Below are 22352 nucleotides of genomic sequence, written 5' to 3' on the forward strand. Positions count from 1 at the left end.
GCCTAGCGGATTCGCAACCACGTCGATTTTAATTCGGTATATTTATCAAAGGCATGTAAAGATTTGTCGCGCCCAATACCCGATTGTTTAAAGCCACCGAAGGGCGTAGTAATGTCATCCGCATCATAGCAATTCGCATACACTACCCCAGCCTTCAACGCACGGGTCGCCTTCATCAGCGTATTCACATTATCACTCCACACACCGGCGGCTAAACCATAGATAGAATCATTCGCTATTTGCAGCGCTTCCTCTAAACCCTTCACGGTAATCACAGATAAAACCGGCCCAAAAATCTCTTCCTGTGCAATACGTGCTTTATTGCTCACGTGGTCAAAAATCGTTGGTTCAATATAGCAACCGCCACTTTCTTGGCGTACCTGTTTCCCGCCAAGTAATAACTGTGCTTCTTGCTTACCAGACGCAATATATTCCATCACACGCTGTGTGTGCGTTGCATCAACCATTGCCCCTAAGCGAGTTTCTGACTCCAATGGATTATTCGGCTGCATGTTTTGCGCCATTTGTTGAATTTTTGCTAAGACCTTATCCCGCACTGGCTCATCTAAAATTAAACGCGAACCCGCAGAACACATTTCACCTTGATTGAAGAAAATACCAAAGGCAGCCGCTTCCGCTGCTTCATCCAAGTGTTCGCAGTCGCGTAAAATAATATGCGCAGACTTGCCACCACACTCCAAACCGATACGCTTCATATTCGATTCGGCGGCATATTGCATGATGTATTTGCCTACTTGCGTCGAACCTGTGAAAAACACGCCATCCACGTCCATATTTAACGCCAAGGACTTACCGGCTGTTGGGCCAAACCCAGTCACCACATTTAATACGCCTTCCGGTATACCCGCCTGAAGGGCTAACGCCGCTAAGCGAAGTGCTGTCAAGGACGATTGCTCAGCCGGTTTTAAGATCACTGAATTACCGGCGGCTAAAGCGGGAGCGAGTTTCCATGCCGCCATAATCATGGGAAAATTCCACGGCACGATAATGCCACAGACACCCAGCGCTTCGCGCGTGATCGTCGCTAACATCGAAGGCGACGTTGGAGCAACTTCATCGTACAATTTATCGACTGCCTCCGCGTACCAGCGGAAACAACGTACCGTAGCAGGCACATCAACACTACGACTATCACGAATGGGCTTACCCATGTCTAAGGTTTCTAGCAAAGCTAGTTCTTCACTATGCTGCTCGATTAAGTCGGCAAATTGCAGCAAAATCTTTTTACGTTCCGCAGGCGCACGCAAAGCCCAACGCCCGTCCTCAAAAGCCTTACGAGCTGCCTTAACCGCTTGCTCAATATCTTCCTGATCGCAAGCGGCGACTTGCGTCAAAATACGCCCATCAATGGGACTCACACACTCGAAGGTTTCGCCCGACAAGGCACTCACGTATTGGCCATTAATAAACGCTTGCCCTTCGGGTTTTAATGCGGCAGCACGCTCATGCCAGTTAATGACTTCTGGTTTTGACATGGTATCTTTCTCCTAGGAATTAACCGCGAACTAAGCGCGGCTTGACCGCCACTTGCGTAGCTTCGCTAAAATATTGTTCTAAACCATCCACGGCTTGAATCGAGGCCATTCCATCACGAATATCGGATTCAATCGCACGGCGTAAGGCATACGCATTACAGTGACGAATCGCTTTCAAAGCCTCTTGGTGACGATCAATGCGATAATTGCGCTGTAATTTTTCCATGGCAATTCGCACAAATGGAGCGAGTTGTAACCAAACACGCTCAATCAAAGGAACACTGACTTGAAAAGGATGGCATTGGTATAAATAACGGTGAAAGGCCTGATTGGACAAAGCGCCCAGCTCCATATCACCCTGTTTATAAGCACGATCAATTTCAGCATCCAAACGCTCTAGTTCACGCACATCCTCTTCACGGATATAAGCTAAAGCCCCTTCCGCCGCGTGCGTTTCCAACACAATCCGCAAACTAAATAACTCATTCAGCCTAGCAGGGGTCATCTGTGGCACAATGACGCGACGATTGTCTTTGACTTCAATCGCGCCTTCACAGCCTAAACGCTGCAAAGCTTCGCGTACTGGCATAGAACTCACACCTAAGACATCCGCCAGACCGCGAATTGTTAAGGCAAAACCAGGGCGAATCTGTCCACTCAATAGGGCTTGTCGCAAGGTCTGATACACCCACTGATTGACACTTAATTCGGCGCTACGCACCGGCCGAGGAAGGTTGGTAAGAGGATTCTGTAATTGTTGGCGCATACATTCCTTGAATAAGGTTGAACCCAGACTACTCATCATTATTGATCACAAATTAAAAGTTTTCTAGCCTAAACTTCCACATAAATGCCGCTATATTTAGCTTAATCAGCTTGACCCGCCTTTTTTTTGTGATCACAATATCCTTTTAGGATAAAAACAAATTGCGGAGAGGCCACAAATCATGAATCACTTTGATACCATATCTGAACTCGATGTCTTCATCACAGACCTGAATGGTAATCAACGCGGCAAACGAGTTGCATCATCCGCAGCCCCTGTTTTACACCGAGAAGGCTTTAAACTCCCCCGTTCTGTTATGGGCGTTGACTTTTGGGGTGACGATGTCATCGCGAATGGCTTGGTGTTTGAAACCGGCGACAGCGATGGCGTTTGCAAACTCGTTTCTGAAAACTTATTGCCCGTACCTTGGGCCAGTGGTGGGCATTTTCAGGCGATTGCCACCATGTTCAACCCCGATGGTACTCCTTTTTATGGCGATCCACGCCAAATTCTAAGCCACGTGGTAGAACGCTATAAAGCCCATGGTTATACCCCTGTCACTGCCGCTGAATTAGAGTTTTATCTGTTAAAAGATGAATCTGAAAATACCGCATCCCCTGTGACCTCACCTTGGTTAATGGAACAAAGTTTTAATCGCCCCGATGCTTATTCCATCGCCAATTTAGACGCATTCCGACCACTACTAGCGGAGCTACGCCATGCTTGTGCGGCGCTACAAATTCCGGCTGATGCAATTATTGCTGAATTTGGTGATGGGCAATTTGAGGTGAATCTCAATCATATTCCAGATGCCCTCTTAGCCGCCGATCAGACCATGATGTTTAAGCGCATGGTAAAACGTGTTGCCCGCAACCATGGCCATTTAGCTAGTTTTATGGCGAAAACCTATAGCGACCGTAGTGGTAGTGGTTTCCATATGCACTTCAGCGTATTGGATGAAGAAGGCAATAATATTTTTGCCAATGGAACACCAGAAGGTGGGCCTTTATTGCGTCATGCGGTGGCAGGATTATTAAAAGCGCTGCCTGATAGTATGTTAATTTTTGCACCGCACATGAACTCCTATCGCCGCCTACAACCGGGTTCACATGCACCCACCACCGCTAACTGGGGCTATGAAAACCGCACAGTAGCCATCCGTATTCCAGAGAGCCCTGATGAGGCACGTCGTATTGAACATCGGGTAGCCGGTGCCGATGCCAATCCTTATTTGGTATTTGCCGCGATTCTCGGTGCAGCGCTCTATGGGATTGAGAATAAGCTAGAGCCTTATGAAGTCACCCAAGGCAATGCGTATAAAAACTCCAACCCAGAACGTCAACTCACCACTCAATGGATTGAAGCCATGGCACGCTTGAAAAATAGCGCGATTATTAAGGAGATCATGGGTGAGGAATTTGTGCGTATTTTTAATGCGGTCAAAGAGCAAGAGGTACGTAAATTTTCAAAGCATATTACTCGCCTTGAATATGCGACTTATTTAGGGTCGGTTTAATGGTTGAGCACGTTTCCTCCTATTACGCCGCAACGGCTGCTGTTACCGAACGTCCTGCATTGCAAGGCTCAATACGTACTGACATTTGCGTGATTGGTGCAGGCTTCACTGGCCTTTCAGCAGCACTCCATTTAGCCGAGTTGGGCTACAAAGTCGTTGTGGTAGAAGCCCATAAAGTTGGTTGGGGCGCTTCAGGCCGCAATGGCGGACAAATCGTTAATGGTTATAGCCGCGACTTGTCGGTTATCGCTAAACGCTACGGTGTTGAAGCCGCTGAACACTTAGGCGCAATGTCTCTGGAAGGAGGCGATATTATCCGTCAACGCATCCATAAATATGCGATTGAGTGTGATTATCGCCCTGGCAATGTATTCGCTGCTTTTAATAAAAAACAAATGCATGAGCTTGAAGCGCTAAAAGCCAATTGGGAACAACATGGCCACCTTAGCTTAGAACTGCTCGATTTGACCGCGTTAAAGCAGCATGTGAATACGGATGTGTATGTTGGTGGTTTATTGGATAAGCGCGGTGGGCACATTCATCCACTAAAGCTTTGCCAAGGTGAAGCGACAGCGCTTGAATCACTAGCTGGGGTCATTTATGAAGACTCTCCGGTTGTCAGTATCGATTACACTGGCGCTGAACCCTTAGTAAAAACAGCCCAAGGCGAAGTACGTGCGCAGTATCTGGTGGTCGCAGGCAATGCTTATCTCGGTAATGCCGTCCCAGAATTAACGGCAAAAATTATGCCGGTGAGTACCCAAGTGATTACGACCGAGGTACTAGGTGAGGCTAAGTGTCGCGAATTAATGCCTCAGCATACGTGCTTGGAAGATGCTAATTACATGCTGGATTATTATCGTATGACGGCTGATCACCGCTTATTATATGGCGGCGGTTCGGTGTATGGTGGCGCACAACCCGCTGATATTATTGCTAAAGTCCGTCCACATTTGGAAAAGACCTTTCCTAGTTTGCGGGGCGTAACATTTGATTTTGCGTGGAGTGGTAATTTTGCATTGACCCTAACGCGTATCCCCCAATTTGGTCAATTAAGTAACAAGGTGTATTTTGCGCACGGCTATAGTGGCCATGGCGTGACTTGTACGCATTTGGCAGGTAAGCTGATTGCTGAAGCCGTGCATGGCAACGCCTCACGTTTTAACCACTTTAGTAACCTGCCCTATTATCCTTTCCCCGGTGGCCGCTTGTTTCGTGTACCACTCACTGTGATGGGATCATGGTGGTATATCGCACGAGACAAATTGGGAATTTAATATGCCAGCTACCAACTACCTGTATCCTAACTCGCCAGAGCATATGACTTATGGCGGCATCTTGAGCTATTTACGCGCGATTTATACGCGTGATTTGAGCAATGTGCAGGTAGCAGTCAGTGGCATCCCTTATGATGGCGCAGTCACTAATCGTTCCGGTGCACGCATGGGACCGCGTGCGATTCGTGCCGCCTCTACGCAGCTAGCCGAGTTACATAGTTTTCCGTTTGGTTTTAATCTGTTTGATCATCTGCGGCTCGTGGATTATGGCGACTGTATGCTGGATCCACATCACCCCGAAACGCTGATTGAAAGCATTGAAAATCATATTACGGCGATGCTGGACAAAGGCGTACACCCTGTCACTCTAGGCGGCGATCACTTTGTTACCTATCCGATTTTGCGTGCAATTGCCAAGAAGCATGGCCCCGTATGCCTGCTGCATTTCGATGCCCATTGCGACACTTGGGAAGATGATGGTAATGGCCTCAACCACGGCACGATGTTTTTGCGCGCGAAACGTGAAGGCTTGATTGATGTTGATCACTCGATACAAGTTGGCATTCGCACCTACAACGATAGCGATCACGGCTTCATGATTCTCACCGCGCCGTGGGTACATCGCCATGGTGTGGAACAAACTTTGCAGCAGATTTACCAGCGAATTGGCAATCGTCCTGTTTACGTCACTTTTGACATTGATTGCGTTGATCCGGCATTTGCGCCCGGCACAGGAACCCCTGTCGTCGGTGGTTTAAGCTCGGCCCAAGCCTTGGAACTGATGCGTGGCTTAGGGCCTTTAAACTCAGTTGGCATGGACTTGGTTGAAGTGGCACAAGTTTATGATGTGTCTGAGATCACAGCCATCTTAGGCGCAACTTTGGTGCACGATTATTTGTGTTTGCTAGCGGAAAAGAATGGCGCAAAGCGCAAACCTGTTGGCTTGTTATAAAAGGAAAGTAAGATGTTAGTTGGGATTCTTGAAACCGGTCGCCCACCTGCGGAATTAGCGGCGGATTATCAGTCTTATGCGGCAATGTTTGAGCACTTATTAGGTGGCAACAATCTCGATTTTCGTGTCTTTAGTGTATTGAATGATGAATTTCCTGAAGCGCCTAACACCTGCGATGCTTGGCTAATCACTGGCTCACGCCATGGTGTTTACGAACAACTGCCGTGGATGCTCAAACTGCAAGCGTTTATTCGCCACGTGCGTGATGCCAAAGTTCCTATGATTGGGGTTTGCTTCGGCCATCAAATTATTGCCCAAGCCTTAGGAGGGGAAGTACAAAAATCGCCTAAGGGTTGGGGCATCGGTGTGCACGAATATGCAATCCATCAAGGCCTGCCGCAGATGGGCAGCACCGATAAATTCCGCATTTACGCCATGCACCAAGATCAAGTGATTAAGCGTCCACCCGATGCCAAGATTGTCGCCAGCTCTGAATTCTGCGAATACGCCGCCTTGCTGTATGGCGACAGTATTTTAAGCTTCCAAGGCCATCCTGAATTCACCGACCATTTCGAACGCGAATTATTGGCATTGCGCAAGGGCACAGTCATTCCGGAAGCCCAAGCCGATAAAACCTTACAAGAAATCGATAGCGGTACAGTGAAAGCAGAAGGCGACAAAGTAGCGGATTGGATGGTGGGCTTTTTAAAGAAAAGCTAAAACGAATTAAGCGCTATTTTTCGCAAGTAGCGCTAATCTAGCTTTTTTAACGCTAAACTAACCCCAAGTACTACTAATAGATTTTCTGAGAAAATCAATAAATAATCTGAGTTTAATGGGCATGTATGGATTACGATCATACATTAACCACGCGATGCCTTGAAAAGGAGCAATAATTCTCCATTCTTCAAATAAACTTATAATATTTTTATTATTAAGTTCTTCTTGAGCTACAAAAAAAGGAACATAACCTATACCAAGACCACTCAAAATACCTGCTAAACGCGCTTCGCTATGATTAATCTCATAGCGTGTGTCCACTTTAATGTGCGCTGTCTCTTTATTAGTTTTATGCATAAAAACCCAATTAATTTCAGTAGGCTTATTACCTAAAGACAAGCATTTGTGGTGAATAAGCTCACTGGGATGTTCGGGTTGGCCGAAAGTATTAATATAATCTTGGCTTGCACAAACAATATGATCAACAGACATTAATGGAACAGATATTAACTTGAAATTTGGCTTCTCTGAGATTTGAATAATTAAATCAAGACCGTCATGAATATCCATAAGCTCATCGCTGATGAGCAACTGAATTTTAATATCAGGATACTTCTTCAAAAACAAAATAATAACGGGGGACAATACCCACTTTGCAAAAGCTTTAGGAGCCGACAAGGTAATTTTTCCTGCCGGCTTTTCTAATAATTGCTCACTAATATTCAAACATACTTGCGCAGACTTAATAATCTCCATCGATTGTAAATAAATTAACTGGCCTGCCTCGGTAGTTTTAAAATTTCTAGTATCTCTTACAATCAGATGTTGCCCTAATTTTTTTTCTAATCGGCTCACATACCGACTAGTAGCAGAAGGGGTCATATCCAACTTGCCAGCAGCCTTCGTAAAGCTCTCACTCTCCACAACAATAGAAAAAACCGCCATATCTTTAAGAAAATCAACAACTTGTTTTGTGCGCATTTTACAATTCAGTTTTGCCTATAAGGAACTTTACTTGACCAGTATAATTGAAAATAATGCTTTTTAAAATTCGAGTGTCCTAATTATGAAAGTTAGATGTTTAGAAGATCTAGAAAAAATCGCTAGCACCAAAAAAAATATATTAACCTTATTTAGTGGTGGTCTTGACAGCAGTTATATCCTTTATTTATTACGCAATAGCGAAGCTAAAGTCTATGCCTTAGCTGTAGATGTAGGCGATGATATAAATAAAGAAACCCTAAGCGAAATTACTCATTATTTTAATGTTGAACTCATTGTCATCGATGCCAAAGAACGTTTTCTTTCTAATGCTGTTTTACCCGCGTTACAGGCTAAGGCCAAATATATGGGTCTCTACCCTATTAGCGCCTCTTTATCAAGACCAATTATTGCTAGCTACGCTGTCGAGCAAGCAGCATTATTAAATAGTGATGTGATTATTCATTCAGCCAATCAATCCCAAAACAGTTTGCGTCGCTTAAATGGCGCTATCGAGCAACTAGGATTTAATGGCTACTACGGATCACCCTATGAATATTCTGCTATCACTAGAGAAAAAAAGATAAAAGATTTGGATGCTATTGGTTTAGGAAGTTTTAAAAGTAGAGGTATCAGTGGCGACTCAAATTTGTGGTGTCGTGAGTTTGAGTCAGGCTTATTAGAAAATCCCGAAGCATTTAATATACCGCTTGATGTATATAAATGGATTAGAAAACCACCTTTGACTACTGAGCAAGTAATTACTATTTCTTACAAAAACGGCATACCTATTGCTCTTAATAACAAAACACTTGATGTTTTAAGCTTGATTAACCAATTAAATCATATCGCTGGTGCAGTTGGTATTGGGCAGTTTTGTGGGTTAGAGCATTTAGACCAAGGTGAAAAAGTATTAGAGATTAGAGAAGCACCTGCCGCATCTTTATTAATGGATGCGTATCAACACCTAGAAATGGCCAGTTTAGATGCTGAACTTTTAAGGGAAAAAATACATATAGAACAACTTTGGATACGTGAAGCCGTCGAGGGAAGATGGTATGGCCCACTTAAAATTGCTAGCGAAGCTTTTATTTCTAATATTGCCAAATATATTAATGGCAGCGTTTCTTATCATCTAGCTAACGGCACTTCTCAAGTGACGTCTATTATTGCTAGTAAGCCACTTTATTTAAAAGAGCGTGATCATTGGGAGTTATCGACTGCTCATCAACGTAGCTTGCGCCACCTTGAACTATAATAGGTATTAATACATATGATTGACCTCGGTTTTCTTGAACAAGATTTAAAAAAGAATGACTTTATTTATATAAGTGGCACTAGACTAATTGATTTATTTAAGTTAGATGAACAAGAAATTGCTCATCTAAAGTCTTTCTGGTTTAACCTAGAAAAAGATAATTATATGGCCGATAATGGCACTTACCGTTTCAGAAGGTATAGCCAATTTAATATCGACTTAGAGAATAATGAACTAGAACTACTTCCACATGCTGCCTATGAACAACCTACTTACATTAATCCATTAAATGGTGGGATATTGAGATACTATCTTCCTTTGGAAGATGCCTTCATTAAAAACTCATTCATCAACAATCTTCTAATAGAGCTAGCTAATTTATTAGGAAGAATAGATCATATTAAATATTGGAATATCAAATTACACCCTTATCGAATTACCTGCTCATCAGACTTTGAAGGCTATCCTACTCCAGAAGGACTTCACCGAGATGGCGTCAATTATATAACTACACTGTTGATAGATCGCTTTAATATAATTGGTGGCGAAACAACAATTACAGACAATCAAAAATTTCCTATTTACAAAAGACAATTATTAGATTCATTTGATATGTTGCTAGCCAATGATACAAAAACAATGCATGAAGTGTCCCCCATCAAAACCTTACACCCTCAACAAGCTGCTTGGCGAGATGTATTGGTTATAGCATTTAGTCACCTACAATAGATATAAAATAGATAATTCGACATGCAAAAAATAAGATTTGTACACGTAGCGGATATTTTGCTATTATTAGTAGCCTTTTTCTGGGGCACTAGCTATAGCATAGCCAAAGAAAGTATATCCTTTTATCCTATACTGGGTTTCTTAGCCTTACGCTTTTTATTAACTTTTTTCATCTTAAGTCCTATCTTCTTTAAAAGGAATAAGGCAGATTTAAAAAAAGATTTAAAAATTGGCATAAAGCTAGGTTTTATTCTGTTCTGTATCTTCCTCTGCGAAACCTATGGAGTTCTTTATACTACGGCCTCGAATGCTGCCTTTTTAATTAGTTTATTTATTATTTTTACCCCTTTTATGGAATGGACCTTATTAAAACAACGCCCCAACAATAAGTTATTGATTGCTTCTTTCTTATGCCTACTAGGTGTTTATTTCTTAACTTATCAGAAATCATGGCACTTTAATTATGGCGATTTCTTAATTCTATTAGCCGCTATTTTAAGAGCACTAATGGTGTGCATGACCAAAATTCTTACCAAAGATCGTTATACCTCTGCTTTAAGCCTCACTGCCATACAATCTGGAATAGTAGGATTAGCCTGTTTAACGCTCGGTTTATTGCTTATGCCGTCACAATTATTAGTATTGCCCTCTGCTATAACATTTTGGGGAAACACGCTTTATCTGGTATTGTTTTGTACCATTTTTGCGTTTTTCGCACAAAATTGGGCAGTTCAACATACCTCTCCAACCCATACCTCTTTATTAATGGGCACAGAACCCCTATTCGGTGCATTATTTGCCACGCTGTGGCTGCAGGAACAACTCACGCTGCTCGCTTGGTTGGGGGGTATTATTATTGTCGCCACTTGTGTTTGGCTCACTTGGCCTTCAAGCACTAAGGCTGCACTCGCCAACTGAGCTTATGCTAGTCAATGATGAGAACACAGTACGTCACTCAATGTAGCGAGTCACTGCCAAGTCGCTACTCCAAACGACTCGGAAACCCTTCAGCTCGTAAATCAGTCTGCAATACATCTTCCAACAACTTAACAATTTGCGTGGATTGCGCTTGCCCGCCATAAGCAGCTTTACCCTTGACAAAGGTTTGTTGGGTCATACTGGCTAAGTCCAGTGGTACTTCAAATTCGCGCCCGAAGTTCAAAGCGAAACCTAAATCCTTCAGGGCCAAATCCATGGTGAAGGCAATGTCGTAGCTACCATTTAAGATTAACTGGCCTTCGGTTTCATGCACGAAACTATTGCCACTGCTGGCTTTAATCACTGCCCATGCTTGGGCTAAATCTAAGCCACCGCGCTTAGCAAGCATCAGTGCCTCACCATCAGCCACTAAATGAATAAAGGCCAACATGTTGGTAATCACTTTGATAATGGCAGCACTACCCAACGCCCCTATATAGAAAATCTTATCGCCCATCGCCTCAAAAGCGGGTTTGTGCTGATCGAATAAGGCTTGTTCACCCCCTACAATCACTGTAATTTTGCCTTGTGCTGCGAGATGTACGCCCCCTGTCACGGGTGACTCTAATACTTGAATCCCTGCTGCATTGGCTTGTTTGGCTAGAGCCTGAATCTCATCGCGGCCTAAAGTCGACATTTCTAACCAATGCAAACCCTGCTTTCCCGCAGCGATTAGCTCCTCTAGTACTAAATCACTTACCGCAGGCGAGGGTAAGCAGGTCAATACCACATCAACTTGCTCGGCAAGCTGCTTGGGGCTGTCTGCCCACTTTGCACCCAAGGCTAAATGCCGCTCAGCTAAAGCAGGACTTTTATCATGCACGGTTAAATCAAAGCCTGCTTGCGCCAAACTGGCCGCCAAATGCCCACCCAAATTGCCTAAACCAATATAACCATATTTCATTTTGCTCTCACTGTTGGGGTTATCCATGTTGCTTAAACTTGCTTATCCAATAATGGCTTTGGTTTCGAGGAAATCCTGTATGCCCCATTGGGCATATTCGCGCCCATTCCCCGACTGCTTATAGCCGCCAAAGGGGGCATATAAATCCCACTCAGGGTAATTTAACTGTACCTGCCCTACACGCAATTGCCGCGCCACGTTCAAGGCACGCTCACGATTACTACTGGCAATATAGGCCGATAAACCATAAGGACTATCATTGGCAAATTCGATCAATTGCGCTTCATTTTCATAAGGCAAGATCACCAACACAGGGCCAAAGATTTCCTCTCGCGCAATTCGCATCGTCTGTGTGCCTGCAAAAATTGTCGCTTTAACATAATGCCCCTGCGCAAGCTCAGTGCTTAAATGCTCAGGTTTACCCAAACCACCACAGACTAAATGAGCCCCTTCATCCAGACCTGCTTGGATCAATGCTTGAATCTTTTCATATTGGGTTTGGCTAATCACAGGGCCTAGATTAGTCACAGGATCTACTGGATCACCGACTATTAAACTTTCCGCCGTGGTTTTAGCAATCGCTAAAGCGGTTTGATACAACTCACGCGGAACGTACATGCGCGTGGGTGCATCACAGGATTGACCACTATTACTCATGCAGAGCAATACACCCTGTCTTACTGCTGCTTCTAAATCGGCATCATCTAAAATCAGATTCGGTGACTTACCACCCAACTCTAAAGTAACGCGCTTAATCGTGTCTGCTGCTGCTTTAGTAATCGCTTTACCTGCCCGCGTCGAACCTGTGAAAGAAATCATTTCAATCTGCGGATGGTGTGTTAAGGCTTGCCCAACGCCTTCGCCATCACCATGCAATAAATTAAATACCCCTTGCGGTAGACCAACTTCATCCACTAATTCCGCAAAGATCGTGGCACTCAAAGGGGCTAATTCACTGGGCTTGAGAATCAAAGTACAACCGGCGGCCAATGAGGCTAAGACCTTGACCACTAACTGATTCATGGGCCAATTCCACGGTGTAATCAAACCCACCACCCCGATAGGCTCATGCACAATTTGTGACTGGCCTTGTGGGTAGGAAAACTGAAATTCACGCAAAGCATTTAAGTGTGAGTCAAAATGTGCTAAACCCGAAGCCGCTTGGGCATCCAAAGCAAATTGTCTAGGCGCACCCATTTCTAGGCGAATGGCCTCAGCGATGTCATTTAGCCGTGTTGCATAGGCAGTACGCAGTTGCTCAAGATAATGGATACGCTCCGCCACACTGCTTTGTGCATAGGTTTTAAAAGCACTCACCGCAGCGGCTACCGCAGCATCAACATCCGCCGCCGTGCCTAATTGTACTTGTGCAATGGGTTGATGATTGGCTGGATTATTGACCGCTAATAAACGTCCCTGTGGCTGAATCCACTCAGCATTGACATACGACAATAAGGTTTGCATAGAGCCTCTCCACTCAGGCAAAAATTATTTATTCTATTTAACTCGCGAAATCAGAACCTTCACGGGTCAAGATGGTTTTAATATCCGCTAAATGCCGCTCGGCCTGCTGGGGATAATTATCCAAGTCACGCGCAGTACGGGACGCTATTTCATGCGATAAGACCCGTAAGGGTTTGCCCGTTTGCAAAGCACGAATATAGGTTTCAGCCGCACGTTCAAAGTAATATAAGCGATTGAACGTGTCAGCGACGCTATCACCCAATACCAAAAGCCCATGATTACCCATAATCATTACTTTCTTTTGCGGATCACTCAGCAAAGCAGCACAACGCTCACCCTCTTCGGTAAAGGCTAAACCACCAAACTGTTCATCAATCACATAACGCTCATAAAAAGTTGCCGTATTCTGATCAATCGGTGGCAAATGGCTATCCGCTAAACAAGCGAGTACGGTTGAAAACATCGAATGTACATGCATCACACAACGTGCTTGTGGGCAAAGTCTGTGAATTGAACCATGCAAACCCCATGCGGTAGGGTCTGGCGCATCCGATCGATCCATTGTGCTGGGGTCATTCGCATCGAGCAGCAGTAAATCGCTAGCCTTGATGAGAGAAAAATGGCGCTGATTGGGATTTATTAGAAATTGAGTACCTTCAGGATTAACGGCTAATGAGAAATGATTGGCCACCGCTTCATGCAGATTCAAGCGAGCTGTCCATTGGAAAGCGGCGGCTAAATCAACGCGTTCTTGCCAGTACAAGGGCTGATTCATTCTGCTTCCCCTTTCGGATACTTCGCCCGCAAAACTCGATAAGTACTACGCATTTCATTCCGGTCTACATAGCAACCACGCAAATGCCGTGCCCCACTGCCTGCGACAAACGCACTGCGCCCATGCACTACTCGATGGTTATCAAACACAATGCACTCCCCTGCATTCAAACGGAAACGCATGAGATACTTTGGGTCTTGTAACATCTGCCCGAACTTACGAAAGGCCGGATAAAATGCATCCATCACCTCAGGGGGAAAATCGAATACATCCGCCAGATGTTGGCTAAAATGAATACCACTCACCTCGCCATTATAAGGATCAAGCTCAATAATAACTTGGCGTGCGCGCACATCCTGAAAGTTAGTGGTATAGCGAAACGGCACTTTCAGGGTGGTAAGTAAATTAAAATAGTCAGGATATTGCGCTTTAAACGCCTGCGCTACACTGCACGCATCGACAAATAAACTTTCCCCCCCGATGGCATCATTCACACGACAATGCAAAAACTGAATACCAGGCGCTAATTCTTCAGGGGGTAAATCGGTATGTAATTCCAAGGCTTTATTGGTATAAGCCAAGTTCACTGGATTGGCTTCAGTACGTACATCAAAGGTATAACCAGAAAAGGAGGAACGCACTACTCCAATCAATTCACAGGCTTGTTGCAAGCCTTCATTGCTATTGGGCATTTCGGTTAATAGAGCAATCCCTTCGTCTAATAAAGCCTCTGTCCAATCTGCGACTTGGGCAGGTTGCTCAATCAGTTCAGGAAAGCTAAAACGCTTTATTTGCGAATAATGATCGGCATACCATGGCTGGCGTTTGCGTTGTGCCAGATCACCATGTCCCATACAAACTTGACCGTTCGGATAATGCCAACGGGCTAACCATGCCAAGTCATAGCGACTTTGATGTCCATCCGGCCATTCAATGGTGAGTGTTGAAGCGTCGATTTGTGCCGTTTTGGGTTTTAAATCATCTGGCTCTTCAAGAATATCGTAGATACGTTCTTGGGTAGATTCATCCCAAGCACTAGTACAGTTATCACGTAACCAATAGTAATTAAAATAAGCTAAATCGCCATTTGCTAGGCTTAGACGTAAGCCCCGCTCCTCCAATGCTAACATCTGTAGTGCTCCAATTTTTCTTGAGAACGCTGCTATAGTGGAGCATAACTTAAAACAATCCTTGAGTTCTAATCACACTGCGGTCGTGTTGCAAAATAATCTTCTAACGTTTGTCCAGCTACTTCAGTGAAGACATCCGTTTCAACTTGGATTTTTAAAATGCGGTCAAGGCGAAAACTGCGAAAGCCATTACGCAGCTCACACCAACTGGCTAAAGTCCAAACCTGCCCCCAGAAAAATAAGCCTAAGGGTTTAACTTTACGCTGACTGAGTTCGCCATCTCTGCGTTCGTAATACAATTCAATATAGCGATGTTGACTAATCGCACCACGCACAATATCAAGGGTTTGTGATAAATCTGTGCGCTCCCCAGAACGTGGCACAAATAGATGGCTGGTGAGTAATTGATGACGTAATTCTTCAGGAATAACCGCATAGACTTTATCTAAAACAGACTGAGCACTTTGGCCTAACTCTGTCCCACCCCAAGCCCTGAGCATTCGTGCCCCTACCACCAAGGCTTCTATTTCCGCAGAACTAAACATCAAAGGCGGAATATCGAGAGAATAACGCAGGCGATAACCCACTCCAGCTTCGCCTTCCAATGGCACGCCCGAAAGACTTAAGTCTTGCATATCGCGATAGATGGTGCGCTCGGAAACTTCCAAGCGCTCCGCTAATTCTCGCGCCGTTACTAAGCGCTTATTTCTTAAAATTTGCACTAATTGAAATAAGCGATCAGCACGGCGCATAAACTACTCTTTATTGAATGGAATGTAAGCCAATCATATTCCCTTCAGTGTCATACACCATCGCAATATGACCATGTTCACCAATGGAGAATTTATCCTTGAAAATCGTTCCACCAGCCTGTGCCGCTCGTTTAGCTTCTACCGCACAATCTTCGCAGGAGAAATACACTAAGGTACCCGCAAAGCCTGTAAGTACACCGTCCATTTTCACTAAAGCACCCGTTGCACCATAGCCATGATCATCCATTGCAAAAGTATACATCTCTAGAGACTCTTGCATATCACCTGCTAGCGCTGTCAACGTGACTTGAAAAACTTGCTCATAAAATGCTTTAGCGCGCTGCATATCCTTTACATAAATCTCAAACCAGCCAACTGGATTACTCATGATTAACTCCTTTATGTTTTACGGAAGGCTTAGTTTAAAGGAGTACTCCTGACAGCTTTATGTCAGTAGTCATGTGGGCATATGTGTAATAACCGGCATCCCCGTAAAATAAGGATGCAAGAACATTAAAACTACATACACCACTAGGCTTACTGCTAATAAAATCAACTCTTTACTGATAGGCGCTATCGCTGGTTTCGCCCAAGCACCATCGCGGCGATTGATAGTAATTTGATTCAACACACTCCAAATCAACAGGCCAGCAAATAATACGACGGAGCGGCTATCACCATTAGCCAATAGATGTCCAAGCGCCCAAACGGCGACGCCTGTCAGCATGGGATGACGTACAAATTGTTTAATCCGGCTATTGGTATGGGCTGCACCAAACAAAATCACCGCGATTAATACTAATAACATGGTGAGATGACGCCCCCAAACGGGCGGATTATAGAGTTGTGTCGGTACAGCCATACGCCAACCTATAACCATCAAGGCTAATGCCACTAGAACCTTAATCGCATAAATCGCCTGATAGGTATTGCCATATTGAGCGGTTAATTGATTACGTTTTGCAGGCATGACCGAGGGAAATAAATGCACAACGCTCCACATAAAAATGCCAAGAATTAACCAAAACATCCTGTGCTCCTGACTATCCACTAAAATGACCACCATAACACACTTACACGTAAACTGAGTGTTTTGCTAGGGCTGTGAGTAGGGCAATCACTTGAAAAAAGTGACTAAACTAGTAGATAAAGAGCCTTTTTAGGAGTGCTCAAATGTCTTCTGTATCATCCCCCTTAGCTCAGTTTCTAGATTGTCTGTCAACACCAGAAGACCCGCGTCAATCTTGGAAAGTACTTTACCCACTGGAAGAGATTCTATTATTGGTGCTGTCGGCCACGGCCAGTGGTGCGGATGATTTTGTGGAAAGGGTGGAATGGGGTCATATACAGCTAGGGTTTTTGAGACGCTTTTACCCTTATCAGCACGGCATTCCCAGTCACGATACATGCGTGCCTAGTGGGCAGGGTTAGCCGCTATCTTAGAAGTGACGCGCACCATAGAACAGCGGGGGAGCCGACCGCCGATTATCGCTATTATATCACGAGCTTTGCCATGACCGCGAAGGCTGCGCTGTATGCGGTTCGTTCTCATTGGGGTATTGAAAATAAGCTGCACTGGGTGCTGGTTGTCTTATTCAAGAAAGACTACGGCCATGTCCATGTGGGGCTTGGCGCTCACAATATGGCCGTCGCGCCATATCATCACCAACCCACTACGACAAGTCTCTGGCAAGACCAACTTAAAAAGCAGGCGCAAACAGGCGGTGTGGTCTATTGATTTTTTAGAGCGAGTCTTGAGAAATCAGAACTGATTCTTTTAAACAGGTATTTAGTAGGAGGCTTTTAAATGTGGAAACATGGGGAAATGCTTTAAATTGCAAGTAACCAGTTCTAGTTTATGTTCGATGACAGTAGCGGCTAAGATACTATCAACTAAATCAGTACCATGACTACGCATATATTGATTGAGTAGTTGCCCTCCTTGTACAGCAATTTTTTCGGTAACAGGCAAAATTTCACAATAAGCAAAAAAGTTTTCAAATAGTTTTTGTTCGCGCTTATTACGAATGCCCGCCAAAATTTTCGTTACGGTTAGTGTGGATAAAGCAGGTGCAATAGGCAGAGCATCGACAAAAGCTAATGCTTCTGGTTTATTCCGTGAGTAGTCGATTAGAATGCAAGTATCTAATAGCTTATTCATGGGTTAGGTGTTCCATGCGCTTATTGAGTGCTTGTCTAATAGTTTGATGTGTTTCTGCTATATCTGAGTGATCTTGCCAAATACCCGCTAATTGGCTAACCGCTTGTTTCCAATCTTGTTGCTTTTGTTTCTTTGATTTTAATAATAAATCCACACCCTGACGAATGAGGTCGCTTTGAGCAACACCAGAAAAGTTGGATAGTTGTTTAAGAGCTGCGTATTGCTCTTCGTGTAGAAATACTTGAATTCGTTGCATAGTGGTGGCCTCTGACTACATACATATTAGGTGTAGTGTAGCAGTGCATGAGTACTTTGCAAGCTTGATATTTAACCCTGTCGTTTACAGTACTTTATACCACTTATCGGGTAAACTAAATCTAACCTCAGCTTTAGGAGTTAGCCCCTGATGGAAAGTTTAATGAGCATTTGGAATTGGTTGTTGACCCAAATGAATCCTTTGAGTGTGATTGCAGCTTTATTGACGATTTAGTTGGCGATTTGGGGATTGCTTAAGTGGTTGGGTGGTAAACAGGCTGAAAGTAAGGTGAATAATCAGGGCGGTATTTATTCGGCTGGTAAGCTGTCGATTGGTGAAAATGCTCATGTGAATACAGGTGTGCAAATTAATACTCCTGTCTCTGAAAAGCCTGACTCATCTAAATCTTAGGTCCTCCTCATGGGCTTGTTTGATTGGTTTAGAAAGCGTCCTACTACTTTAAATAATCCGCACGGTGTAGCCGCACACGAGTTAGTAGTGGGTGCAGGTGCTACTGTGAATACAGGGGTGCAGGTCGTACAGCATTTTCCCGCTGAGCTGCTGGCTGAGATGAAAAAGCTGGGGATTGCGGAAGGGGCGATTAATAGTTTTTTCCGTATTGTGGAGGAGGCTCAGATTCCCCCTGAGGATTGGGATGCGAAGCTGCGCCAATACGCTCAGGATTATCAGTACTTAAAAGAGCAAGTTAAGAAGCTGTCGACTAATTCAATGCAAGGGGTGGAGTTAAAAGCTCAGGCAACGGCTGCGATTGAGGCAGGGGAGTTTGATCAAGCTAAGCAACTGTTTGACGAAATTCGAGCGTTAAATATGCAAGCCGCTAAGCAAAATATTTTATTTGCCGCAGAAGCTGATGCGGCTAATGGTGCATTGGCACGTACTAGATTTCGTTACCTTGAGTCGGGTAAGTATTATGAGCGGGCTGCACAAACGCTATTAGTTTTAGGGCGGGAACATGAGGTGCAGGCCGCTGAGTGTTTAGGATGGGCAGGTCGTGGTTTTAATGATGGTGGCAAATACCCACAGGCACAGCCGTTGTATGAGCGCTCCTTAGCGATTAGTGAACAGACGTTGGGTAAGGAGCATCCTTCTGTGGGGACGAGCCTGAACAATCTAGCGGGGCTTTATGAGTCAATGGGCGAGTATGCAAAGGCGTTGCCGTTGTATGAGCGCTCCTTAGCGATTAGTGAACAGGCGTTGGGTAAGGAGCATCCTGATGTGGGGACGAGCCTGAACAATCTGGCGGGGCTTTATCGGGCAATGGGCGAGTATGCGAAGGCGTTGCCGTTGTTTGAGCGGGCTTTAGCCATTGTGGAAAAAAGCTTGGGCGCTGAGCATCCTAATACTAAAAAAGTTAGGGCAAACTATGAGATTTTGTTGGAAAGATTAAAGTGATGACAGGAAACCCCTCCCAGCCTCCCCTTATCAAGGGAGGTGTAAAGAGACTAAGACACAACATTTACACCTAAAACGGTGTGCGCCACCGCAGCCCCGCATAGCGACTAAAGCCCCTATCGGTAGTAATCCATTCACACCCTGATTCAATAGCTAAGGCGGCGTGATAAGCATCTGGAATATGGTTACCTTTAGCATTGGTACTAATACACAAATTTTGAAAAATTTCCCAATGACGCTCATTAGGAGCCACCACTACACAATTAGGTAAGCTACGAATACCCGTAATAAACTCCATTGCCTCTTCTATTGTGCTAGGTGGATTAAATATTTTGGGATGAGTCACAATCCTTACAAAACCACTGAGTACTAACTCGGATACTGCAAAATTTTGATCAGAATTAATAAGTGCCTCTAACCATGCTAAATAGTCAGCATGATTAGGGATATCTTCCCGATGGGCATACACAAAAATATTAACATCACACAAAAGCATTAATAATCATCCATCAAATCCAATAAAGCAGCATTATTATCAAGATCAATGCCTTGACGAAGACCATTACCCTTGACCGTTTTAAGTTTAATAGGCAATCGTTGACTACTTTTAACCCTTCGAGTGAGTAACTTTTCACGCAAAGCCTGTTCTAGCAAGGCAGTAAAGGTCATATTTTGGGTTAAGGCATATCGCCTAGCTAAATCATGGAGTTGATCATCAAGTTGAATAGTGGTACGCATCAATATGCTCCTATTAAGCATCAATATGCATTGAGTATAGAAAATCTATGAACCCACGCAAATTAAATTTTTATTCAGCAATAAAAAAAGCTGCCCAAAGACAGCTTTTTCAGCTCCTCCAGAACAGCGGGGAAAATCAACCACCGATTATCGCTATTCTTGCCATAACCGCGAAGGCTGCGCTGTATGCGGTTCGCTCTCATTGGGGAGCTGCACTGGGTGCTAGATGTCTTATCCAAGGCAGACTGCACGTGTCCGTGTGGGGCATGGTGCTCATAACATGGCCATCGTGTGGCATATCATCACCAACCTACTACGACCAGTATCTGGCAACAAAGTCTAAAAGTCAGGCGCAAAAAGGCAGCTTGGTCTATTGATATTTCTTGGAGAAGGTCTTGCGAAAACAGGCTTGAGACTTTCAAGCGATAGCCCTAGGGTTGTGCGGGAATAGCTCCTATAATAAGCAGGCTGCAGGATCATGGTGCAAGCGAACTTAGCTTTAGCGTCTGTCAAGTGGTTTCCCCTGCACAATAAATCCAACAAAAATCCACAGACGGCCAGCAACACTCTAAGGGCTTTGTATGTCCAAATACTTGTTCAGTCATTTTATCTTGATAGACACCTTATATTTATATTCACAAAAAGGATGAGTCCCATGTTAAAAAAACTAAAAATCGCTGCTAGTGTTTTTTGTCTTGCCGCACTCTTAACGGCTTGCCAGAAAGACAAAGAAGAGGTGAAAACCGCAACTGCACAAGCCACATCGCAAACTACCGATCCGGCCACGCCTGCTGAGCCTAGTAAACCAGTCGAAACCTTTGTACCAAGCTCGAAAACAACGGATACCACCACGCCAGCCACGGTTGCACAACAGCCCCATGAAACCACTGTTTCGAAAGACTCGACAGACCCATTTGCCTATTGCCAAACCGCAGGGACAATAGACAAACCCACTAGCGGTGCTTTACCCGAAAAATTGATTCAAGCTATGGTAAAAGCCAACATGATCAGCGCCGATTTGCCACAATTAAAAGAACCCGGCTTTGTTCAATGGCGCTGTATGGACAGCCAAGTGTATGCCTGTGTGGTCGGCGCTAACATACCTTGCGAGGCTAAGGCTGACATTAGCAAAGAACCTAACGATGGCATGATTGAATTCTGTAAAACAGATGCAAATGCAGAGAATATTCCTGCCGCTGCCACAGGCCGCACCACGGTTTATACTTGGTCTTGTAAAGATGGCAAACCCGTTATTGGCGCACAAGTTACCCAAGTCGACAGCCAAGGTTACCCTGCTGACTTTTGGACTGTATTAGCGCCTTAAGCCTTGCCCCAAATGAGCAAGCTGCCTAGCGGCTTGCTTTGCTATTAAGGGCTAGCCCATAAAAATACTAGGAGTATGCACGTGAATAAACAGCCTTTTATTAAAATCGCTGTCTGACTGGCAAATATAATGCACGTTAGCTAATCAATACTGGTACTGTTGATTTGAAATACCTTGCTGTTAGTACTATGGAACAAACTGAAATTGGCTTATCATCCAGACGCTAATAAATTTGGTGTTTTTTTAGAAAAGCTCCGGAGCCAAACTAAGAAAAACTATGATTTTCGCATCATCGCTCAGCAGGATGTAGGCGTTGACTATTATGCAGGTAGAAATTAAAAACATTAAGTATTTAGCCCAACTATTTTCAATATCCTGCTCTATTATTTTTCATAGCAGCTGAAACTTCGGAGCATCAGCCTAGTCTCACTAAAAAGAATAACTTTCTTACCCGTATAACAAAAAGGGGTCGTGATTTAAGGGAGTTGAAAACGCTTTGATGGAGCTTTATCGTTAAAGGCATTTGATCTGAGGAAGAGGTGTGTATGGCCACCGTACCAGTCGACTGCCGCTACTGTCAAAGTGCATCGATTTACAAACACGGCTATGCGCGTAGTGGTGAACCGCGTTACCGCTGCCGTGATTGCCAACGTAGTTTTCAACTTTACTATCATAATGTGGGCAACCGCGACGGTATTCCCGAAAAAATTGTTGAGATGGCGATCAATGGTTCAGGGGTTAGAGATACGAGTCGTGTCCTAG

27 protein-coding genes are annotated in these 22352 nt (G+C 44.3%); 13 read left to right on the top strand and 14 right to left on the bottom strand.

Translation table 11 applies throughout. The annotated features are described in order from the left end of the window. Positions 1–2: 2 nt before the first annotated feature. The gene (locus A3IE_RS0113895) at positions 3–1496 is read right to left on the bottom strand and encodes an aldehyde dehydrogenase (protein ID WP_020396228.1); all 1494 of its coding nucleotides are present in this window, start codon (positions 1494–1496) and stop codon (positions 3–5) included. Positions 1497–1515: 19 nt separating this feature from the next. Beyond that, positions 1516–2301: a GntR family transcriptional regulator gene (locus tag A3IE_RS0113900; protein WP_211206833.1), complete on the bottom strand. Its 786-nt coding sequence runs from the start codon at positions 2299–2301 to the stop codon at positions 1516–1518. A 142-nt stretch (positions 2302–2443) separates the two neighbouring features. Between A3IE_RS0113900 and A3IE_RS0113905 the strand changes: the two genes are divergently transcribed. From A3IE_RS0113905 to A3IE_RS0113920, 4 genes are read left to right on the top strand one after another with little or no spacing between them, the layout of a single operon-like run. Then, the gene (locus A3IE_RS0113905; protein WP_020396230.1) at positions 2444–3778 is read left to right on the top strand and encodes a glutamine synthetase family protein; all 1335 of its coding nucleotides are present in this window, start codon (positions 2444–2446) and stop codon (positions 3776–3778) included. Further along, positions 3778–5055 (top strand): NAD(P)/FAD-dependent oxidoreductase, encoded by a 1278-nt coding sequence (locus A3IE_RS0113910; RefSeq protein WP_020396231.1) that lies wholly within the window; start codon positions 3778–3780, stop codon positions 5053–5055. Before A3IE_RS0113905 ends, A3IE_RS0113910 begins: the two co-directional genes overlap by 1 nt. A gap of 1 nt (position 5056) precedes the next feature. Further along, positions 5057–6007, top strand: a complete 951-nt coding sequence (speB, locus tag A3IE_RS0113915) for an agmatinase (protein WP_020396232.1) — start codon at positions 5057–5059, stop codon at positions 6005–6007. Between the two features lie 12 nt (positions 6008–6019). Then, on the top strand, positions 6020–6727 hold the full coding sequence (locus tag A3IE_RS0113920; RefSeq protein WP_020396233.1) for a GMP synthase: 708 nt from the start codon (positions 6020–6022) through the stop codon (positions 6725–6727). A gap of 57 nt (positions 6728–6784) precedes the next feature. On the opposite strand, the gene A3IE_RS0113925 is transcribed toward A3IE_RS0113920, so the two are convergent. Beyond that, positions 6785–7708, bottom strand: a complete 924-nt coding sequence (locus A3IE_RS0113925; protein WP_020396234.1) for a LysR family transcriptional regulator — start codon at positions 7706–7708, stop codon at positions 6785–6787. An 85-nt stretch (positions 7709–7793) separates the two neighbouring features. Between A3IE_RS0113925 and A3IE_RS0113930 the strand changes: the two genes are divergently transcribed. From A3IE_RS0113930 to A3IE_RS0113940, 3 genes are read left to right on the top strand one after another with little or no spacing between them, the layout of a single operon-like run. After that, positions 7794–8966 (top strand): argininosuccinate synthase-related protein, encoded by a 1173-nt coding sequence (locus tag A3IE_RS0113930; protein WP_020396235.1) that lies wholly within the window; start codon positions 7794–7796, stop codon positions 8964–8966. Positions 8967–8981: 15 nt separating this feature from the next. After that, positions 8982–9695 (top strand): 2OG-Fe dioxygenase family protein, encoded by a 714-nt coding sequence (locus tag A3IE_RS0113935; RefSeq protein WP_020396236.1) that lies wholly within the window; start codon positions 8982–8984, stop codon positions 9693–9695. 21 nt (positions 9696–9716) lie between these two features. Then, the gene (locus tag A3IE_RS0113940) at positions 9717–10613 is read left to right on the top strand and encodes a DMT family transporter (RefSeq protein ID WP_020396237.1); all 897 of its coding nucleotides are present in this window, start codon (positions 9717–9719) and stop codon (positions 10611–10613) included. 64 nt (positions 10614–10677) lie between these two features. Here A3IE_RS0113940 and A3IE_RS0113945 read toward each other — a convergent pair whose 3' ends face one another. The 7 genes from A3IE_RS0113945 to A3IE_RS0113975 all read right to left on the bottom strand — a co-directional run bounded on the left by A3IE_RS0113945 (position 10678) and on the right by A3IE_RS0113975 (position 16728). After that, positions 10678–11577 carry an NAD(P)-dependent oxidoreductase gene (locus A3IE_RS0113945; RefSeq protein WP_026154949.1) on the bottom strand — a complete coding sequence of 300 codons (900 nt, stop codon included), beginning with the start codon at positions 11575–11577 and terminating at the stop codon, positions 10678–10680. A 42-nt stretch (positions 11578–11619) separates the two neighbouring features. Next, positions 11620–13041: an aldehyde dehydrogenase family protein gene (locus A3IE_RS0113950; RefSeq protein ID WP_020396239.1), complete on the bottom strand. Its 1422-nt coding sequence runs from the start codon at positions 13039–13041 to the stop codon at positions 11620–11622. A 37-nt stretch (positions 13042–13078) separates the two neighbouring features. Beyond that, the gene (locus tag A3IE_RS0113955) at positions 13079–13816 is read right to left on the bottom strand and encodes a class II aldolase and adducin N-terminal domain-containing protein (RefSeq protein ID WP_020396240.1); all 738 of its coding nucleotides are present in this window, start codon (positions 13814–13816) and stop codon (positions 13079–13081) included. After that, entirely contained in the window at positions 13813–14946 is a 1134-nt protein-coding gene (locus tag A3IE_RS0113960; protein WP_020396241.1) for a TauD/TfdA family dioxygenase, read from the bottom strand. The genes A3IE_RS0113955 and A3IE_RS0113960 overlap by 4 nt, the downstream gene beginning before the upstream one ends. Positions 14947–15014: 68 nt before the next feature. Then, positions 15015–15698, bottom strand: coding sequence for a helix-turn-helix transcriptional regulator (locus A3IE_RS0113965; protein WP_020396242.1), 684 nt, complete (start codon positions 15696–15698; stop codon positions 15015–15017). A 10-nt stretch (positions 15699–15708) separates the two neighbouring features. Then, positions 15709–16086, bottom strand: coding sequence for a VOC family protein (locus A3IE_RS0113970; protein ID WP_020396243.1), 378 nt, complete (start codon positions 16084–16086; stop codon positions 15709–15711). Positions 16087–16155: 69 nt separating this feature from the next. Then, a complete protein-coding gene (locus tag A3IE_RS0113975) occupies positions 16156–16728 on the bottom strand; it encodes an NnrU family protein (RefSeq protein WP_020396244.1) in 573 nt (190 codons plus the stop codon). Between the two features lie 143 nt (positions 16729–16871). Between A3IE_RS0113975 and A3IE_RS23430 the strand changes: the two genes are divergently transcribed. Both A3IE_RS23430 and A3IE_RS23435 read left to right on the top strand, forming a co-directional pair. After that, positions 16872–17129, top strand: coding sequence for an ISAs1 family transposase (locus A3IE_RS23430; protein ID WP_051062532.1), 258 nt, complete (start codon positions 16872–16874; stop codon positions 17127–17129). A gap of 82 nt (positions 17130–17211) precedes the next feature. After that, a complete protein-coding gene (locus A3IE_RS23435) occupies positions 17212–17436 on the top strand; it encodes a DDE transposase family protein (RefSeq protein WP_026154950.1) in 225 nt (74 codons plus the stop codon). 51 nt (positions 17437–17487) lie between these two features. On the opposite strand, the gene A3IE_RS0113990 is transcribed toward A3IE_RS23435, so the two are convergent. Together A3IE_RS0113990 and A3IE_RS0113995 are read right to left on the bottom strand one after the other, a co-directional pair. Continuing rightward, on the bottom strand, positions 17488–17859 hold the full coding sequence (locus A3IE_RS0113990; protein ID WP_020396246.1) for a type II toxin-antitoxin system VapC family toxin: 372 nt from the start codon (positions 17857–17859) through the stop codon (positions 17488–17490). Then, positions 17852–18115 (bottom strand): ribbon-helix-helix domain-containing protein, encoded by a 264-nt coding sequence (locus A3IE_RS0113995; RefSeq protein ID WP_020396247.1) that lies wholly within the window; start codon positions 18113–18115, stop codon positions 17852–17854. The genes A3IE_RS0113990 and A3IE_RS0113995 overlap by 8 nt, the downstream gene beginning before the upstream one ends. Before the next feature lie 249 nt (positions 18116–18364). Between A3IE_RS0113995 and A3IE_RS22890 the strand changes: the two genes are divergently transcribed. Both A3IE_RS22890 and A3IE_RS22195 read left to right on the top strand, forming a co-directional pair. Continuing rightward, positions 18365–18526 (top strand): hypothetical protein, encoded by a 162-nt coding sequence (locus A3IE_RS22890; RefSeq protein ID WP_157832878.1) that lies wholly within the window; start codon positions 18365–18367, stop codon positions 18524–18526. A gap of 9 nt (positions 18527–18535) precedes the next feature. After that, a complete protein-coding gene (locus A3IE_RS22195; RefSeq protein ID WP_020396249.1) occupies positions 18536–19528 on the top strand; it encodes a tetratricopeptide repeat protein in 993 nt (330 codons plus the stop codon). Positions 19529–19598: 70 nt separating this feature from the next. On the opposite strand, the gene A3IE_RS0114015 is transcribed toward A3IE_RS22195, so the two are convergent. After that, a complete protein-coding gene (locus tag A3IE_RS0114015; protein WP_020396250.1) occupies positions 19599–20024 on the bottom strand; it encodes a type II toxin-antitoxin system VapC family toxin in 426 nt (141 codons plus the stop codon). After that, positions 20024–20266 carry a hypothetical protein gene (locus A3IE_RS0114020; RefSeq protein WP_020396251.1) on the bottom strand — a complete coding sequence of 81 codons (243 nt, stop codon included), beginning with the start codon at positions 20264–20266 and terminating at the stop codon, positions 20024–20026. Before A3IE_RS0114020 ends, A3IE_RS0114015 begins: the two co-directional genes overlap by 1 nt. A gap of 655 nt (positions 20267–20921) precedes the next feature. Between A3IE_RS0114020 and A3IE_RS0114030 the strand changes: the two genes are divergently transcribed. Next, the gene (locus A3IE_RS0114030) at positions 20922–21590 is read left to right on the top strand and encodes a hypothetical protein (protein ID WP_020396253.1); all 669 of its coding nucleotides are present in this window, start codon (positions 20922–20924) and stop codon (positions 21588–21590) included. A 545-nt stretch (positions 21591–22135) separates the two neighbouring features. Next, positions 22136–22352 (top strand): IS1/IS1595 family N-terminal zinc-binding domain-containing protein (locus A3IE_RS0114035; RefSeq protein ID WP_020396254.1); only part of this gene is annotated, 217 nt, incomplete at its 3' end.

The organism is Thiolinea disciformis DSM 14473, assembly GCF_000371925.1.
GTDB lineage: Bacteria > Pseudomonadota > Gammaproteobacteria > Thiotrichales > Thiotrichaceae > Thiolinea > Thiolinea disciformis.